16 protein-coding genes are annotated in these 18,224 nt (G+C 45.0%); 8 read left to right on the top strand and 8 right to left on the bottom strand.

The window, feature by feature from the left end:
- Positions 1–50 precede the first annotated feature (50 nt).
- A complete protein-coding gene (locus tag TW81_RS00825) occupies positions 51–389 on the bottom strand; it encodes a Grx4 family monothiol glutaredoxin (protein ID WP_045953832.1) in 339 nt (112 codons plus the stop codon).
- Positions 390–684: 295 nt separating this feature from the next.
- Between TW81_RS00825 and sodB the strand changes: the two genes are divergently transcribed.
- The 3 genes from sodB (at position 685) to TW81_RS00810 (ending at position 2,773) form a co-directional block, all read left to right on the top strand.
- Positions 685–1,269, top strand: coding sequence for a superoxide dismutase [Fe] (gene sodB, locus TW81_RS00820; protein WP_045953831.1), 585 nt, complete (start codon positions 685–687; stop codon positions 1,267–1,269).
- A 134-nt stretch (positions 1,270–1,403) separates the two neighbouring features.
- Positions 1,404–1,907, top strand: a complete 504-nt coding sequence (locus tag TW81_RS00815) for a VC2046/SO_2500 family protein (RefSeq protein ID WP_045953830.1) — start codon at positions 1,404–1,406, stop codon at positions 1,905–1,907.
- 203 nt (positions 1,908–2,110) lie between these two features.
- Complete coding sequence (locus TW81_RS00810) at positions 2,111–2,773, top strand: SDR family oxidoreductase (protein WP_045953829.1); 663 nt, start codon at positions 2,111–2,113, stop codon at positions 2,771–2,773.
- A 25-nt stretch (positions 2,774–2,798) separates the two neighbouring features.
- Here TW81_RS00810 and TW81_RS00805 read toward each other — a convergent pair whose 3' ends face one another.
- Positions 2,799–3,248 carry a low molecular weight protein-tyrosine-phosphatase gene (locus TW81_RS00805; protein WP_045953828.1) on the bottom strand — a complete coding sequence of 150 codons (450 nt, stop codon included), beginning with the start codon at positions 3,246–3,248 and terminating at the stop codon, positions 2,799–2,801.
- 107 nt (positions 3,249–3,355) lie between these two features.
- Here TW81_RS00805 and cobO point away from each other — a divergent pair, with 107 nt between their 5' ends.
- The gene (cobO, locus tag TW81_RS00800) at positions 3,356–3,961 is read left to right on the top strand and encodes a cob(I)yrinic acid a,c-diamide adenosyltransferase (protein WP_045953827.1); all 606 of its coding nucleotides are present in this window, start codon (positions 3,356–3,358) and stop codon (positions 3,959–3,961) included.
- Between the two features lie 100 nt (positions 3,962–4,061).
- Here cobO and TW81_RS00795 read toward each other — a convergent pair whose 3' ends face one another.
- The 3 genes from TW81_RS00795 to apbC all read right to left on the bottom strand — a co-directional run bounded on the left by TW81_RS00795 (position 4,062) and on the right by apbC (position 8,326).
- Positions 4,062–6,209 (bottom strand): AsmA family protein, encoded by a 2,148-nt coding sequence (locus TW81_RS00795; protein WP_045953826.1) that lies wholly within the window; start codon positions 6,207–6,209, stop codon positions 4,062–4,064.
- 153 nt (positions 6,210–6,362) lie between these two features.
- Positions 6,363–7,004 (bottom strand): uridine kinase, encoded by a 642-nt coding sequence (gene udk / locus TW81_RS00790; protein ID WP_045953825.1) that lies wholly within the window; start codon positions 7,002–7,004, stop codon positions 6,363–6,365.
- 248 nt (positions 7,005–7,252) lie between these two features.
- Positions 7,253–8,326 (bottom strand): iron-sulfur cluster carrier protein ApbC, encoded by a 1,074-nt coding sequence (gene apbC, locus TW81_RS00785; protein ID WP_045953824.1) that lies wholly within the window; start codon positions 8,324–8,326, stop codon positions 7,253–7,255.
- Between the two features lie 156 nt (positions 8,327–8,482).
- On the opposite strand from apbC, the gene metG reads away from it, so the two are divergent.
- The 4 genes from metG (at position 8,483) to TW81_RS00765 (ending at position 14,184) form a co-directional block, all read left to right on the top strand.
- Positions 8,483–10,543, top strand: coding sequence for a methionine--tRNA ligase (metG, locus tag TW81_RS00780; RefSeq protein ID WP_045953823.1), 2,061 nt, complete (start codon positions 8,483–8,485; stop codon positions 10,541–10,543).
- Positions 10,544–10,713: 170 nt separating this feature from the next.
- Positions 10,714–11,682 (top strand): hypothetical protein, encoded by a 969-nt coding sequence (locus TW81_RS00775; protein WP_045953822.1) that lies wholly within the window; start codon positions 10,714–10,716, stop codon positions 11,680–11,682.
- 168 nt (positions 11,683–11,850) lie between these two features.
- Positions 11,851–12,663: a hypothetical protein gene (locus TW81_RS00770; RefSeq protein WP_045953821.1), complete on the top strand. Its 813-nt coding sequence runs from the start codon at positions 11,851–11,853 to the stop codon at positions 12,661–12,663.
- A 321-nt stretch (positions 12,664–12,984) separates the two neighbouring features.
- Positions 12,985–14,184, top strand: a complete 1,200-nt coding sequence (locus TW81_RS00765) for a type III PLP-dependent enzyme (RefSeq protein WP_045953820.1) — start codon at positions 12,985–12,987, stop codon at positions 14,182–14,184.
- A gap of 77 nt (positions 14,185–14,261) precedes the next feature.
- On the opposite strand, the gene udp is transcribed toward TW81_RS00765, so the two are convergent.
- The 3 genes from udp to TW81_RS00750 all read right to left on the bottom strand — a co-directional run bounded on the left by udp (position 14,262) and on the right by TW81_RS00750 (position 18,059).
- A complete protein-coding gene (udp, locus tag TW81_RS00760; protein ID WP_045953819.1) occupies positions 14,262–15,020 on the bottom strand; it encodes a uridine phosphorylase in 759 nt (252 codons plus the stop codon).
- A 241-nt stretch (positions 15,021–15,261) separates the two neighbouring features.
- Positions 15,262–17,562: a zinc/cadmium/mercury/lead-transporting ATPase gene (locus tag TW81_RS00755; RefSeq protein ID WP_045953818.1), complete on the bottom strand. Its 2,301-nt coding sequence runs from the start codon at positions 17,560–17,562 to the stop codon at positions 15,262–15,264.
- Positions 17,563–17,642: 80 nt separating this feature from the next.
- Positions 17,643–18,059 (bottom strand): CBS domain-containing protein, encoded by a 417-nt coding sequence (locus TW81_RS00750; protein ID WP_045953817.1) that lies wholly within the window; start codon positions 18,057–18,059, stop codon positions 17,643–17,645.
- Positions 18,060–18,224 lie beyond the last annotated feature (165 nt).

Below are 18,224 nucleotides of genomic sequence, written 5' to 3'. Positions count from 1 at the left end.
TCGAATGTGGCCCTTATAAATCAAGAAAAACTGTAAATTTAAACAGTGTTTTAAGCGTCTTCGCCGCCTTCAGTGCGTGCAGCCGCTTCTTTAACGAGTGGCTGAAGTTCACCTTTTTGGAACATCTCGATGATAATGTCACAACCACCGATCAGTTCACCTTCAACCCATAATTGAGGGAAGGTTGGCCACTGTGCGTAAGCCGGAAGCTCGGCACGAATGTCTGGATTTTGCAGAATATCTACGTAAGCAAATTTTTCGCCACAAGCCATTAACGCTTGTGCTGCTTGTGATGAGAAACCGCAGCTAGGTAGTTTTGGTGAACCTTTCATGTAAAGAAGGATCGAGTTTTCTGCGATTTGCTGTTTGATTTTATCGATAGTTTCCATTGCTTCCTCATTAATGGAGTTACGGCAAATATTCCCCACATTCTAAACCATTAGCACAGAATAAAAAGCCTATTATGTGTATGGTTATAGCCCTAAAACGATTTTAGAGATGAAGTTAATAGAAAAATTTCATATAGAAATAACAAGACCAAGCTTTTAATAAAGTAAAAACTTGCTAAACTATAGCGCAAGTCAGCAAATTGAGCATGGTTGACGACACGTGAACCATCAATAATAGATAACACTGGAAGCAATCGAGAGGGGCAACCCTTTCATATAAATGGAGAATCGAGCAATGGCATTTGAACTACCAGCTCTTCCTTACGCGAAAGACGCACTAGAACCACATATCTCAGCTGAAACTCTAGATTTCCACCACGGTAAGCACCACAACACTTACGTTGTTAAGCTAAACGGTCTTATCCCTGGCACTGAGTTCGAAGGCAAATCTCTAGAAGACATCATCAAGACTTCTACTGGTGGTGTATTCAACAACGCAGCACAAATCTGGAACCACACGTTCTACTGGCACTGTCTAGCGCCTAACGCTGGTGGTGAACCAACAGGTGCAGTTGCTGACGCAATCAACGCCGCTTTCGGTTCTTTCGAAGAGTTCAAAGCAAAATTCACAGATGCAGCAATCAACAACTTCGGTTCTTCTTGGACTTGGTTGGTTAAGAAAGCGGACGGCTCACTAGAGATCGTTAACACTTCTAACGCTGCAACCCCGCTAACAGAAGAAGGTACGACTCCACTTCTAACTGTTGACCTATGGGAACACGCTTACTACATCGATTACCGTAACGTTCGTCCAGACTACATGAATGGTTTCTGGGCACTAGTTAACTGGGACTTCGTTGCAGAAAACCTAGCTAAATAATCCTTTTCCCCTAGGATTTAAAATTTAGTCGCTTAAAAAGCCAGCAAATCGCTGGCTTTTTTCTTTTTCAAATCAGGATATTCCTAAAGTTTCTCGTTTTTAAGTCGCTATAAAAGCAACATACGAGGAACATCATGCACATTCATACTTTAGACAAAGCAGCCATTATCAGCGAGCTTCAGTTTGGCACGGGCATTAGCAATGCCGTGCACGAAGGACGCAGAGCTGACTTTGCCCTAATTTTGTCGATGTTTTCCGATGATGTACGCGACAACACCCCGCTAGAAAAGATCGATGAAGTTGATAACAGTGAACAAGCGCTACGTAAAAGGTTTGAACTTCAACAACCTCAGCAACTGAGATCGGATCAAAGCTCCTACGAAGTTTCAGCACAGCAAGCTTCGCTGTTCCATAGTGCTGGTCTGGTAAGTACAAAGCTCAGTCACTATCTTGTTCCAGACGCATTAAGCTATATGCCCGAAGATACCCATGACCTACCAGAAGAGGTCTACCACAACCTATCAGGTCACCAACGCCGAGCGATGGGCGAAAAAGAGCCCAAAGAGCTGATGCCGATCGATCTTTATAACCAGCTGATCAAAGCTCAACGCACCTTCCAGATCCAAGCTCAGGCCTAAATGATCGTCATTGATCACATTTTAATGTCTTATTTTTAGAACTTGCTAAACAATTGACCCACATAATGTGAATGACACCAAATAATCAAACATTGTCATACTGAGCGAAGAGTTATTTGACGTTATTCACAACTAAGACACAGCTAATCTACCATGCTATGTGGACATCTTTTTGAGCATGCATTGCTTATGGGGGTAAGTTAATGGATATAAAAAATGCTGTTATTTTAGTGACATCTTCGGGTTCCCAAATCGGCAGTACACTGGCCTATCACTTTGCATCGCTCGGTGCGACCTTGGTATTGTGCGATAAAAAAACACCACAACTTACGCAAACCTATCAGTTGTGTCAGGCGATATCAGATACCGTCTATCAGTGCCCGATTGATGACCACTCGCTCAGCTCAATCCAGCATCTGTTCGCATTCATCGATCAAACGATCAAACGCTCCCCCGACGTTTTGATCAATACGCTAACAGCGGAAGCGATGCCGAACATTTTCGATCATCAAGGCAGTGATGTCTTTACGCAAAGATTGTCATTGATGGCGGCAACGTTATTTAGCTTCGGTCAAGCGACAGCAGAAAGGATGCGTGAAGAAAAGAAAAATGGCGTAATCGTCAATGTAATCTCTCACCCTGAGTACCAAGACTTATCTGGTTTTGACAACGCAACCTCTATGGTGGCTGGCTTTACCCAAAGCTGGGCAAAAGAACTCACACCATTCAATATTCGCGTTGGAGGTGTGGTTCCCGCCATTGCACATGACCATTCCCACTGGGCAGAAGTTCAAGATGAACTGATCCGCAATACCGAATATATCGTGTCGAATGATTACTTTAGTGGTCGAGTGATGGCAGCGTAATAAAATGACTTACCATCACTCAAGCTCACAAGGATTTCAATACCTTTTCTGACGCCTCTTCGATAAGATCGAGCACCAGCTCAAAACCACTATCGCCACCATAGTATGGATCGGGAATTTCATCATAGTCAGAGCTGGCAAATTCAAGATACAATTTAATCTTATGTTGTAAATGCACGGGGCACTGAGCAATCAAATCGGCTAAGTTCGCTCGGTCGGCGGCTAGAATTAAATCAAACTCCTCAAAGTCGTGACTGGCCACTTTGCGCGAGCGAATCCCTTTAAATGAGTAGCCTCGACGCTCTCCCGCTTCCTTTGCTCTTAGGTCTGGCGGGTTCCCTTGGTGATAACCAATCGTACCTGCTGAATCAACCTCAACTGGAATACCAAGTTGCTCTGACTTTGCTCGCAAAACAGCCTCACCCGTTGGAGAGCGGCAGATGTTGCCCATACACACAACCAATATTTTATTCATCTCTTACCTGGCCTTTTTCCTTGCTTGCCCATAGAAATCATAGGTTTTTGCTACTTTCTGAATAGGCTATGATAGTCACAGATTTGTTTAATAAAAAAGGATTTACCGTGACCTCTGAAACCAATAAAGAAGCCCGTCACAAAGCGAGACAGCAAAAAGTGAAAGAGCAAGTTGATGCAAAAGTCGCGGCAGCTCAAGAAGAAAAAGGGCTATTGCTGGTGATTACTGGCAACGGCAAAGGTAAATCAACCTCTGGCTTTGGCACCATCGCACGTGCTGTTGGTCATGGCCTCAAGTGTTCCGTTGCTCAATTTATTAAAGGCACTTGGGACAACGGTGAGCGTAACTTGTTAGAGAAGCTTGGCGTAGAATTCCAAGTCATGGCGACTGGATTTACATGGGAAACACAAAATAAAGAGTCAGATACCCAAGCCGCACAGCTTGTTTGGCAACAATGTAAGCGTATGCTCAATGATGACTCGATTGATGTCATTCTGTTTGATGAGCTAACGTATATGGTGAGCTACGGTTACATCGACCTTGACGAGGTAGTAACAGCGCTCAATAACCGCCCTAAAATGCAATCTGTTGTGATTACTGGACGCGCGGCTCATCGCACGTTAATTGAAATGGCAGACACGGTATCGGAAGTGAAGAACGTTAAGCACGCTTTTGAGTCCGGTGTAAAAGCGCTCAAAGGCGTTGATTGGTAATCAATCACCAGTCTTGCTCTTAGCACTGCTAAACCGCTAAGTCACAAAGAAAAAACGCGCCTCATTCGGCGCGTTTTTGGGTTTATTCACAGTAGCAACATTAATTAAATAAGCCTTTCAATAATCCGTCTACCGCTTTCTTGGTATCTTCGTCTTTGATTTTGTCCGTTAGTTTCTCAACGCCACGATCAATCTCTTTTTGCGCTTTCTGTTTTAGCACGTCATCGAAGACCAATTTGAATTTAGGTTCAGCCCAAGCGCCAGAAATATTGATAGGAATGGTGACATCTTTCAGTTCATCAATATCTTTACCTCCCTGCCCTTGCAGAGAACCGACAATCGACGTGCTGACAGTAAAATCGACGGTCTCATTGATGTAATTCGCACTGCCGTTACCACGAATGCGTAGTAGCGGTGATTGCATTTGCAAATCATTGGTTGAGACGTTGCCTTTATTCAATTTAAGGGTTGCTTTCATCGCACTAAAGTCGGTTTTCTGAACTTCATTGCTACCCGCCACTTTTTCGCCTTTGATTTTGGCGTAATTTTCACGAATGAGTTGTGCGACGTTAATACCGTTAACCGCACCATCGGCAAAATTTATCACCACCGCACCGACTAGGTTTTTCTGAATACCCGTAGGTGTTAGGCTGCTGCCTTTGATATCGACATCAATGTTACCCGTTCCTTCCAACTTATCGTTGCTCGCTACATCAATAAGTAGCGGCTGAACTTTTACCCCTTTGATATGTTTTACAGCGGTATAGCTTGCTGGTGTTTTGCGCGCATCTAAGCGCGCTGTAGCGCTGATCGATCCTTGGTAGAGATTCGAAGTAAAGGAGGTGAGTTCTGCAATACCACGGTTGACCGAGAAACTCGCTTTGACATTCTGCATCTTGGCATTGCTGGCTTTAAACTTATCAATCGCGATATCACCTTTGACATCCAAGGTTTTCAATGCGGAAAGGTCAGGTTCAACTTCCTCTGCAGGTTTCTTTGGTGATGTCTGAGATGGCTTTTGCGGTTTGGTTTCGCTCGGTGTAGAAGTTGGTGCTGTATCACTTGCCGTCGATTGCTCAACACCTAAAAATTCATCTAGGTCGATATTTGGACTGTGCAGTGCAAAACGCACCTTAGGAATATCACCTAAAGTAACGTCAGCCTTACCGTCGAAAGCCAATGCGTTTGCCGTCAGCTTTTCAAGCACAAAGCTTAAGTGATTTTTGGTCAGATCAAAGGAGAGATCAGAGGCCATGTCTACCTTCATCGGCGACTGAGGCAATGATGTACCTTTAAATGTTGCATCTAACACTAACTGATTCATTAGCACTTTGCTGATCGCCTCATCAACCTGAAGCGATGCTGAACCTTTCATATCGAGATCTAACCCAGCCGCATTACCTAGCACGGCATAAGTTAACGCGTTGGCTTTATTAAACTCAAACGTGGCTAAGCTAATTTTGGCACTGTCGATTTTGGTGGCCGGATCATTAAAGGTCGCATCAAGGTTAATATTGCGTAGTGCATAGTGGGTAAAGCCTTGTGCCAATTTAAATTCGGCTTCACCTTTTGCTGTGAACTTTTGTTGGTTGCTTTCGCCTTTTGCGGCAAAGTCTGCTTTTGTCCATGTATCCACGGCAAACTCAGAGAGATTCAAGGACACATCATAGAGCTTGGTAAAGGCGCCCGCTTGTTTATCTTGAATTTCAACCGAGGCATTCGAGATAGTGACCCCTGCAAGATTGATTGTCCAAGCCGAGCCACTGTCCTCAGACGTAGTCACAGCCTCTGTTTTTGGTTGTGTCGCCGACTCTGGCTTCTCACCTGTTGAGGTTGCATCCGCTTGGGCTGTTTGCGCTTTGGTTAACGCATCAATGTTTTTCGTGCCATCTTGCAAGGTTTCAAGCGAGAATGCCGCGCCATCAAGCGTCACGTTGCCAATTTCTAGCTGTTGGCTAAACAATGGCATCACTGAAACATCGATCCCCACCGAATCGACTTTAAACATATTAAGCTGCTCAAAACCTTGGGGGTTGCGTAATTCGGTTTGGCCTAATTCAAAGCCAATCGAAGGAAAGAATTGCCAACTGATATCACCTTCAATCACAAGATCGAGCCCGGTATGGGTTTTCGCTTGTTCTACGATCAATGGCTTAAATTGGTTAGGGTTAACTAAAGTAACCAGTGCGATCAACGCACCGAGAACAGCAACCACTGGGATTGCCACGATTAGGAGCAGTTTCTTCATCAGCATTATCCTTGCTTGGCGAGTCACCCAAATAACAGGGTTAACTCCAAGTATAAATGATCAGGTAAATTTTTTAGGGCGACCATAAAAAGAAAGTGGCACTAAAAGTGCCACTTATCTCATAAAAAATAAAGCCTTAAGCGCGTTTCAACGTTAAGATTTCAAAAGTTTTGCAATGTGTGCTTTTAATACGTCAATTGCGATACGGTTTTTACCACCGCGAGGCACAATAATGTCTGCATACTGCTTTGATGGTTCAATAAACTGCATAAACATCGGGCGAACCGTTTTCTGATATTGCTTAAGCACCGACTCCATTGTACGACCGCGCTCTTCTACATCGCGTTTTACACGGCGCAGTAGGCAGATATCCAGTGGCGTATCCATAAATACCGTCGCATGCATTAGATCACGCAGACGTGGGTCAGTCAGAAGCAGGATACCTTCCAGAATAATGACTTTCTTAGGCGTTAGCGTTGTCGTATTTTCAGTACGAGTATGCTCGGTATAACTGTACTCAGGTACTTCTACGGCTTGTCCCTTAACCAGTTGCTCTAGATGATCGCACAATAGATCATGGTCTAGTGCGCTTGGGTGGTCATAGTTGGTTTTTACACGCTCTTCCATGCTGAGATGGCTTTGATCGTTGTAGTAGCAATCTTCCGTAATCACACCAATTTGATGATCGCCCACTTTTTCACGAAGTTCATTGTAAATAGTGCTCGCGATTAAACTTTTTCCAGAAGCAGACGCGCCAGCAATACCTACGATGACGCATTGATTATTATCAGACATTATTCTTGCACCCGATGATTTAGATTGGTGTCATATGCTAATACTAGCAGTGCCCCTCAAGTTGAGCTCTGTGCATTAGTATAAATTTAGATAAACCGCCTGATTATAGGGAGTTCGCCCCTTGGTGGCTAGTCGCTATTGTCGAGATCGACTTAAATGGAATAAATGATTTCAACGCAATCGATTACGCTAAATAAGAATAGAAAAGAGCGCCATTTAAGCGCTCTAAATCAAATGAAACACGATGCTTAATTGACCATGGTAAACTGGATTGAATCGGGTTTGACCTTACCTCGCCAGTAGAGTCTTGAACTCACCGCCTCCGCCAAAGCGAGGTATTGCTGTGCATGTTGCGATTCGGGTCTTGCGGCAACGGTCGGCTTGCCATTGTCGATGTCTTCCCGCATTTGAATATGCAATGGAATCTGAGCCAATAGGTCGAGGCCGTATTCACTCGACATTTTCTCTGCACCACCAGCGCCAAAGATATGTTCTTTCTCACCACAGTGACTACAAATGTGGTAACTCATATTCTCAACAACCCCCACCACAGGAACATCAACCTTGTTAAACATGGCTGCACCTTTACGTGCATCGGCCAACGCCAAATCTTGTGGTGTGGTGACAATCACAGCGCCAGTCACTGGTACTTGCTGCGCTAACGTTAACTGAATATCGCCAGTACCCGGAGGCATATCGACTACCAAGTAATCAAGCTCTGGCCACTCGGTTTCGTTAAGCAACTGGGCAAGCGCTTTTGCTGCCATAGGCCCACGCCAAATAGCCGCTTCATCTTTAGAAACTAGATAGCCGATTGAATGGGTGTAAATCCCATGCGCTTTGATCGGTTGCATCCATTTATTGTCACGTACTTCGGGTTGAGCATCAGTTTGCCCAAGCATAAGCGGAACGGAAGGACCGTAAATATCAGCATCTAGTAGCCCTACTTTCGCACCAGACTGTGCCAACGCCAACGCCAAATTGACCGATGTTGTCGATTTACCCACGCCGCCTTTGGCAGATGTCACCGCGATAACGTTTTTTACACCAGTGACACTTGTCGAAACGTGGGTTTGCAAAGCTTTCGTTGCGATGTCTATTTGATAAGAAAAAGTCGCTACTTCTCCTTTGTCCTGAGCGGCCTTAATCCAATCGGATAACGCCTGATTCAACCTATTGGCTGCAAAAGGAATTTCAATTTTAAACAAGCTAGCTTCAACAGAAACTATGTTCGCTGAAGATGCCCAGTCTGGGGCTAGGCTTGGATGTTCAAATTGGTTCAACCAATCACAGAAATCTTGCTTTGAAGTGAATTGACGCATAGGTCCTCCTTACGCATCTAATCGTAACACTCCCCTAAGGTATACTGAACCCCGAAAAAACTAAGGTAATCGACTCGTTCACACCTTGGAGTCACTGGTGGGATAAGGTAGTATTAGTCTCTATTTTTTTATACACCTGAGAAGCGAATATTAAGTATGGCGACTAATCCAAGAAAACTTTTGGTCACTTGTGCCCTTCCGTACGCTAACGGTTCGATTCACCTAGGTCATATGCTTGAGCACATTCAAGCTGACATCTGGGTTCGCTACCAACGCCTGCGTGGCAACACTGTAAACTTCATCTGTGCTGACGATGCTCACGGCACACCAATCATGCTAAAAGCACAGCAGATGGGAATTACACCAGAAGAGATGATCGCTGCAGTCAGTGAAGAGCACCAAAAAGACTTCGCTGGTTTCGATATTAGCTTTGACAACTACCACAGCACACATTCAGAAGAGAACCGTGAGCTGGCTTCTCATATCTATCTTGAGCTGAAGAAAAACGGCTTTATCTCTAGCCGTACAATTTCCCAGTTGTTCGACCCTGAAAAAGAGATGTTCTTACCTGATCGTTTCGTCAAAGGAACTTGTCCTAAGTGTAAGTCGGAAGACCAATACGGCGACAACTGTGACAACTGTGGTGAGACATACAGCCCAACTGAACTGATCAATCCTAAATCGGCGGTTTCTGGCGCAACCCCAGTAATGAAAGATTCTGAGCACTTCTTCTTTGACTTGCCTCAGTTTGAAAGCATGTTGAAAGAATGGACTCGCTCTGGCTCACTGCAAGCTGAAACAGCCAACAAGATGCAAGAGTGGTTTGAGTCTGGTCTGCAACAATGGGATATCTCGCGCGATGCACCTTACTTTGGTTTTGAGATCCCAGGTGAGAAAGACAAATTCTTCTACGTTTGGCTTGACGCGCCGATCGGCTACATGGGTTCATTTAAAAACTTATGTGGCAAGCGTGACGACCTAGATTTTGACGAATACTGGAAAAAAGACAGCACGACTGAACTCTACCACTTCATCGGTAAAGATATTGTCTACTTCCACTCGCTATTCTGGCCTGCAATGCTAGAAGGCGCGGGGTTCCGTAAGCCAGACAACGTATTTGTCCACGGCTACGTAACCGTAAACGGCGCGAAAATGTCTAAGTCTAAGGGCACCTTCATTAAGGCGGCGACCTACCTTGACCACCTAGATCCTGAATGTCTGCGCTACTACTACGCTGCCAAGCTAAACAGCCGTATTGATGACCTAGACCTTAACCTTGAAGACTTCACTCAACGAGTAAACGCCGACGTCGTTAACAAGATTGTCAACCTAGCTTCTCGTAACGCTGGTTTCATCTCTAAGCGCTTCGAAGGTAAGCTATCGGCTAACTTCGCTGAGCCTGAGCTATACAACGAATTCATTGCAGCTGCAGATCGCATCGCAGAGCTGTATGAAACGCGTGAATTTGGTCGTGCAATCCGCGAAATCACTGCACTAGCAGACAAGGCAAACCAATACGTTGATGAAAAAGCACCTTGGGTTGTCGCCAAAGAAGAAGGTAAAGACCAAGAGCTGCAAGACATCTGCTCTGTGGGTATCAACCTATTCCGCGTGCTCATTACTTACCTCAAACCAGTGATGCCAGAGCTTGCGGCACGTACTGAAGCGTTCTTAAACGAAGAACTCACTTGGGAAGGTATCGCCGCACCACTAACCGGTCACGAAATCACTAAGTTCAAAGCGCTATTCAACCGCATCGATCCTAAGAAAGTTGAAGCTATGGTTGAAGCGTCTAAAGAAGACGCAGCGGCTGAAGTTGCCGCCAAAGAAGCAGCAGAAGCCGCCAAGAACCAAGCAAGCCAAACTGAGCTAGACAAAGATCCAATCGCAGACGAGATTGAGTTCGATGCGTTCGCCGCAGTGGATATGCGTATCGCACGTATCATCTCTTGTGAAGAAGTGCCAAAAGCCAACAAACTGCTTAAATTCCAGCTTGATATCGGCGGTGAAACACGTCAGGTATTCTCAGGCATTAAGTCGGCGTACAAACCAGAAGACTTGGAAGGCAAGCTAACTGTCATGGTAGCTAACCTAAAACCTCGTAAGATGAAATTTGGTATGTCGGAAGGCATGATCCTAGCTGCTGGCCCTGGTGGCAGCGAGCTATGGATTCTTGAGCCGCACGAAGGCGCTCAGCCAGGTATGCGAGTGATGTAAGCTTTACCGCTGTACTCGAAAGCCCTGCTCTAATCTGCAGGGTTTTTTATTTCCAATCAATAAGCAGTACTCAAACCACCACAATGTATTGTCTAGTGTTATAGCTTTAAGGCCTTCCATCACTTACTATTGACATATCACACAATTACCCAACTACTGTTGAATTTTATATGGACTCTTACATCTCGGCATTGCGCCAATCGATTAACATTTCAAATTTGAAACAGCTTCTATCGCTAATTCCACTCAAGGGAATTGTTTTAAGCTTAACTCTCATCACTACCTCATTTCAAAGCAATGCCGAGCAAGACTTAACCAAGAATTACTCCGAGAACTTAGCACTATTAATTGCAACGACAAGCGCCACTCATACAGTATTAGAGTTTACGAGTACGCCACTAGAACGCTATCAGGAAAAAACTCAGAAGTGTATAAACGCCAATGTAGATACCCACACTGAGCTTACTTCAGAGCAACTGGCCTATAGTTGTGCCGCATACAATGAGGCCAAAATCATCTTAAAAAACATTACCGACATAATGGAGATGGTTTCTGGGCAGCAAGCAATATGCGCGAAATTTACCGAAGATAAAAAGCAGATTATCCAGAACTTTGAACAATATGGCTCCAATGGTTACCAGCGCTGGGCGATGAGAAATGCCACTTCACGTGACACAAACGTTTTTGAATACTACGACTCTCCAACTATCTCTATGCATGTGATACAGATAGTCAACCGCCTGATAGACGAAAAAGCGGACCAAGATATCGAGGCGACATTAAACCACATCAATAACTATTTGGTATCAAAAAACTTAGGAGTTTCACAGCCAACCAAAGAAACTATCGGCGGCTATAGCGTAAATGGTATAGCGCAGTATGGATACTTTTTACAAGATCTGGATTATCAAGCATATCCAGATAGACCATTATTGACTAAAGATCAGCTTGAACAACGAGTTACCAAGCTGTTTTCTTCACTACGTCAACTTAGCCGTTGTTTAAATAATTATGTCAACGTGACAGAAAACTTACGAGCCTCCGCAAAAGAAACCGGCGCAGATCTAAGCAGACATGGCCTTGATGCTTCGCAGTTTATGTCCTTATTACCCTACAGAGGTACAACACTGGATCAGTAACGCTCTCAGAGAATTTGTTATCAAACTCACACTTTCAGTGCTTTGTGCACCAAATAGGTTCACATCACTGAGAGTTAAAATACATAACCAATTGAAATTTATATAAATTATTTTTGGCACCAAACCTGCTCTACCACTTTATAGGTAATCCATAACAAGGAGTTGGTTATGTTTGTGCTCTTTTCATTGATCATTTCGTTTGTCGTACTATCGACACTATTTTATTTCTCCAAAAAGCGTCATACGGGTTTAGAGAGAAAGTTTGAAATCTTGGTGCTGCTGCGCCAGATACTTTTGCTTTGTCGTCAACACCGTGCGCTCACTCATCAAGCATTGATCAGCCAACAAGCTAATCTTCACCACAACAAGCTCGAAGAGAGCTATGACATCATGATGGAACGTTCAAATGAACTGATTGCCAACGCGCAGTTCGAGAACAAACCTATGTATCGTATTTTGCAACTAAAGCTGAAAAAGCTGCACAAAGAGTGGGATCAAAGAACGGTTGCTCGCAATCAAGTCGTGCATGGAAAAACCATTCGCCACTGTATGTTTTTAATGGATGAGATTGCGATTGCTTGGCTAATTGAGTCGGGGCGTGAAGACGTCAGTGATGAATACCATATGAATTGGCAACAAGTGCTAGATAGCATGGAAGTGCTCACTCAGCTCAGGATCTCTATTCAAGATCTGCACTATCCAGAAGGCATGCTGAGAGTGAAGTACTATTGCGACAAAACCAGACGTAAACTCAATCAGTTGTCTTTGATTAGCCCGCTCTCGGTCGCCTCTCCAACCAGCTCCAAGGCGATGCACGCCCTGACTGAAATTAATGCTAGCCAAGAGATCCAATGGACAAGTGAAGAGCTGTACCAGTTAACAACCGATATCTCTCTCATCATTTCGCAAGTCTATGACCAGATGTTGTCGGATATGACGGAGAGTCTTTACCAGCCGTTACCTAAGATAGCATTTGGCTAACCATAAAGGGCTAACATCACAGGTGTTAGCCCTTATTTTCCCTGCTAATCTAGCCATCAGCACCAGACAAAAATCACCTATCGTGACGACAAAAATTTTTCACTTCCTTTTACCTACTTAACTATTGATTGCAGAGATTGATGCTTTTACTATCATCCCGCTTCTTGATGATAGCCAATCCGAGTACATCACAGCAGTTTTGTGGCAAGGCGATAGAGCAACTATCCAAGAGTGACTTTGACTGCGCATTGCGCATTTTTTGACGCTCCACGTTTTACCCCTATGCGATAAAACGTGCCTTAAATTTGTTGGAGATTGGCCATGGCTATTGCTCACTCTGTACTTGATTTTCAATCATACTCTTCTAGCGCACTATCCGCACAAGAGTCACAACTTATCCAAACCTCGGTTGACCAATTTGGCGCGCCGCTGCTACTGCTCGACTGCGATGTTATTCGCCAACAGTATCAAGCTTTGAGTCGTGCACTGCCGAACGTAACACTTCATTTTGCGCTCAAGCCGTTACCACACCCAGCCGTAGTACAAACACTTTTGGCAGAAGGTGCGAGCTTTGACTTGGCAACCAGTGGTGAAGTAGAGCTAGTCGCAGAGCAAGGCGTACCTGCTGAACGTACCATTCACACCCACCCAATTAAGCGCGACCGTGATATTCGCGATGCATTAGCCTATGGCTGCAAAGTATTCGTAGTTGATAACATCAATGAACTGGAAAAGTTTATTGCTTATCGGGATGAAGTTGAGCTACTGGTTCGCCTGAGTTTTCGTAACTCAGAGGCCTTTGCTGACCTGTCGAAAAAGTTCGGTTGTTCACCACAACAGGCACTTGAACTGATTGCTCAAGCGAAAACTTGGAACATCCATATTAAGGGGCTATCGTTCCATGTTGGTTCTCAGACAATGAACCCACAGAAGTATGTTGATGCAATTGAGACTTGCCGCGATGTAATGCAACAGGTCGTTGAGCGCAATCTGCCAGCCTTGAGTACCCTTGATATTGGTGGTGGCTTCCCTGTTAGCTACAACTCACAGGTAATGCCGATCGAGCTATTTTGCCAGCCGATCAATCAAGCATTGAGCCAGTTACCTGAAACCGTTCAAGTGATTGCTGAACCGGGTCGTTTTATCGTTGCAGAGGCAATGACAAGTGTGGCGTCAGTGATGGGACAAGCCGAGCGTGATGGACAGATTTGGTACTACCTCGACGATGGTATCTATGGCTCTTTCAGTGGCTTGATGTTCGATGATGCAAAATACCCACTAACCACCCTCAATAAAGAGGGAGAGTGGTTACCTAGCGTTTTAGCTGGTCCAACCTGCGACAGCATTGACGTCATCGCCGAAAACATTATGTTGCCTAAATTAAACAACGGTGACTTAGTGGTTGGACGTATGATGGGCGCCTACACCAGTGCGACCGCAACAGACTTTAACTTCTTCAAGCGTGCCCAAACCGTTTTGATTAACCATCAAAACATCGCTCAAGAAAGATTAATCGGCTGACATAGCACTCCGAATAAACCGCAATAAAAAAGCCTCACATGTCCATGTGAGGCTTAAGATTCACTCTCTATAACGTGCTACAGCATTTTACGCGCAGCTTCAACCACCACTTTAATTGAACGAGCTTCTGTCTCTTTCAGTGTCGAGTGATCTGGGATCTCTTTTTGCGTGCGGTTGATAATTACCCCAGCGACACAGCCTGCTTTAAGGCCAGAGCTGGCACACATAGTTAATAGGGTCGCAGACTCCATTTCGAAGTTGAGAACACCCATCTCTTGCCACTCTTTCATTGAACCCTGGAAGCGTTTTACTACTCGACCAGAGAATGTGTCGTAACGCTCTTGTCCTGGGTAGAAGGTATCACTTGATGCGGTAACCCCCATGTGGACAGTTGCTCCAGACTCTTCTACTGCCGCTTTCATTGCTGTTGCCACTTCAAAATCTGCCACAGCTGGGAATTCCATTGGCGCAAAATGCAGGCTCGCGCCGTCTAAACGCACAGAGCCAGTCGATACAATCATATCTCCCACATTTACGTGCGGTTGAATCGCGCCTGTCGTACCAACACGTAAGAAAGTACGTACACCAAGCTGTGCAAGTTCTTCAACGGCGATAGAGGTTGAAGGACCACCAATACCTGTTGAACAAACGACAACAGGTTTGCCATCAAGTTCTGCACGGTAAAGCGTGTATTCACGATGGCTTGCAAGGAAAACAGGGTTCTCCATCTCTTCGGCAATTTTTTGAACACGAGCTGGGTCACCAGGAATAATCGCGAGTGTCGCGCCAGCTAGATCAGATTCAGTAACACCAAGATGGAATACAGCTTGAGACATAGGGGGCTCCTTATTGTGGCGCAGTTGGGTCGAGACATTGACCTATACGCTCTATAAATTTATCGGGTACAAGATATACTCTAACCAACTTCTCATTAGCTTATAGTGATATCAATCACAACATTGTTAGCAACAAAATTAAAACTTGCACTTAAATTAGATTCTAATCACATAAAAAGCAATCAAGATACATTAGTTGCATAAATAATAGCCCCAACATCAATATATGGAACCACAAATATCACTCTTTTTTTGGCTCAAACTTGAGTAGCCTCAGTGCATTCAGGGTAACAATTGCCGTTGCGCCACTGTCGGCTAACACGGCCACCCACAGCCCAGTCACTCCCAATAAACTTGTCACCAAGAATACGCCTTTTAACCCTAAGGCTAATGCGATGTTTTGGCGAATATTCGCCAGAGTGGCACGAGATAGCTCAATCATGCCAGCTAACTCAATAAGTCGATTGTGAGTAATCGCTGCGTCGGCGGTTTCTAAGGCGACATCCGTACCTCCACCCATCGCAATACCGATACTCGACGCTTTCATCGCTGGTGCATCATTAATACCATCTCCAACCATAGCGACGTGACCAGTTTGCGAAAGCTGTTCGACATAACTGACTTTATCTTGGGGAAGTAAGCCCGCTTTATAGTCGATGCCGATCATTGAGCTGATGGCAAGTGCGCTGCGTGGGTTATCCCCTGTCAGCATGATTGAGCGAATCCCTAGCGATGTAAGTGCTTTTACAGCCTGAGATGAATCGTCACGCAATGTATCTTGCCACGCAACAATACCAATAACGGTTCGCTGTGCTTCAATCGCAATCACCACGGTTTTTCCTTCGCCTTCGAGCTGTTCTATCTGCTCAATTAGCGCGGCGGAGAGCACAACTGGCGCTTTACTCGGTGCACAGACCTGATATTCAACACCAGCCACGACACCACGCACTCCGATGCCGACCAGAGCCTGCTTATCTTGCGCTTCAACAATTTCAATGCCAGATTGTTTGGCTTTGTAGAGCAAAGATTCGGCCAAAGGGTGACTAGAGCCAAGTTCAATCGCCGCCATTTTTCCCAATAAGAGGCTCTCGCTCCAACCCGATAAAGCAATGACATCTGTGACTTGCGGTTTGCCTTTGGTCAAAGTGCCTGTTTTATCAAATGCGATGGTATCCACCTTGCCTAACTGCTCTAACGCTGCACCGCCTTTGATCAATGCACCTCTGCGTGCGGCAGCGGCAAGTCCTGAGGTAATCGCAGCCGGAGTAGAAATAACCAGAGCGCAAGGACAAGCAATTAAAAGTAGGGCCAATCCACGATAGACCCAAGTCTCCCACGGCTGAGCAAATAGAAGTGGTGGCGTGATAATCACCAATAACGACACCAACATCATGATTGGCGTGTACCAACGGCTGAATTTGTCGAGAAAGCGCTCTAAGGGGGCTTTGCGAGATTCCGCTTGTTCGATCATATGGAGAATCCGATCTATCGCGTTTTCACCTTGTTTTGAGGTAATCGTTATCCGCACCACCTTATCAACAACCACCGCACCGGCAATCACTGAGTCATTTTGAACACGTTCGACAGGAATCGACTCACCAGTCAAAGCACTCTCATCAAAGCTCGCCATTTTATCTAAAAGTTGGCCATCTGCAGGCAATCGCGCTCCCGGCGACGCTTCGATAACATCACCCGGCTTAAGCTCGCTGGCAGACACTTGAACACGTTGACCATCGACAATTTTGATGGCGTTTTCAGGCACCAACGCCATTAAAGCCTGCACCCCACTTCGCGCTCGTGATGCAGCAAACGCTTCCAATCGTTCACCAATCAGAAACAGCAGTAGCACCATCGCGGCTTCAACGGTTTCCCCTAAATATAGTGCTCCTAGTGCGGCGACACTCATTAATGTTTCTATGGCAAACGGCGTCCCTGACCGAGCAAGCGTGATCGCTTTTTTAGCAATCGGCAACAAGCCCGCTAAACAAGTAACAGCAAAAATCCACTCACTGATTTGCGGTGAGACAGGTTTGATTAACGCCGCGACTGCCATAGCCAACGCTATAGCAATAATTTGAACATTCTGTTGCAGCACCAACTTCCAACCATTAGAGGCTGGTGGTGAGGTATTTGAACGAGCACTGATGAATTTGAAACCAGTATCGACAATGGTTTGCTCGACAATTTGGCCGATGTGGTCACTGTTGGTGGTTATCATCAGCTTTTCGGTAGCAAAAACCACCTTAGCATCAACGACACCATCAATCCGATTAACCGCGGTTTCGATTTTTTTTGCGCAGGATGGGCAATCCATCCCTTCAATTTTCCAACTGTGGCTATAACGAGTAGGCGAACTGGGCTCACCCTCTTCATCTGATGGATCGGTACCACTAATGCAATTGTCAGAGCTGCAGCCTGTCGACGCAGGACTTTCGGCCCCAGCCACTTTGATGGTTGAGATTTTTGGATTGGCACAAGAGTGTGCTTGGGAAGGGTTTACTGCCACTTTGTTTGAACGGCAAGCTTGATGTTTAGTGCACATAGACGTATCTCCATTAAATGTACACTTAAAGTTTAAACCTTGGAGCTAAGTCCAAGGTCAAACGTTTTTTTGCCTAGAGACTAAACTGCGTGCTTAAAGCAAGCCTCAATATTTTTGCCAATCGCGCGCAGAACGTCTCGACGAGTAATAATACCAACCAGTTTTCCAGAGTCGATGACCGGGTATACTTTTGGTTTACCTACTTTCATCATCTCCGCTAGCTCTATTATCGAGGTCTCTGGGCTGACGGAAAGCACTTCTGGGTGCATACAATCGGCAACGATGTGGCTGTCTTGGCAGTAATAACTGACATTAATCAACTTATCGAGTAGATCTTGTCCCGACAGGAAACCAATCACTTCCTTTTTATCATTAAGCACTGGACCACCAAGATACTTAGAGTTCATCACCTTATCGAGCGCTGCGCTCAATGACATTTCAGGCGTAAAGGTTACCGCTTGCAATGTCATATAATCTTTTACTTTCAACGATTCCATCTGTGTCTCCTTAACGTGCAAGCTTGTCTGCATATATTGTAATTGTTGTCTAATTTCTTGATTTTACTAAATGGAAAACAACAATTTTTACAATAGACGTTACCTATCACGTTTCTTAGTAGTGGCCGTTATCTCCATATGGAAAATTTTCAGTATTGACCACTC

Source organism: Vibrio galatheae (genome assembly GCF_000967545.1).
GTDB classification, from domain to species: domain Bacteria; phylum Pseudomonadota; class Gammaproteobacteria; order Enterobacterales; family Vibrionaceae; genus Vibrio; species Vibrio galatheae.
Note: the sequence above shows the minus strand (reverse complement) of the source record. Positions and strands in the feature narration are given on the sequence as shown.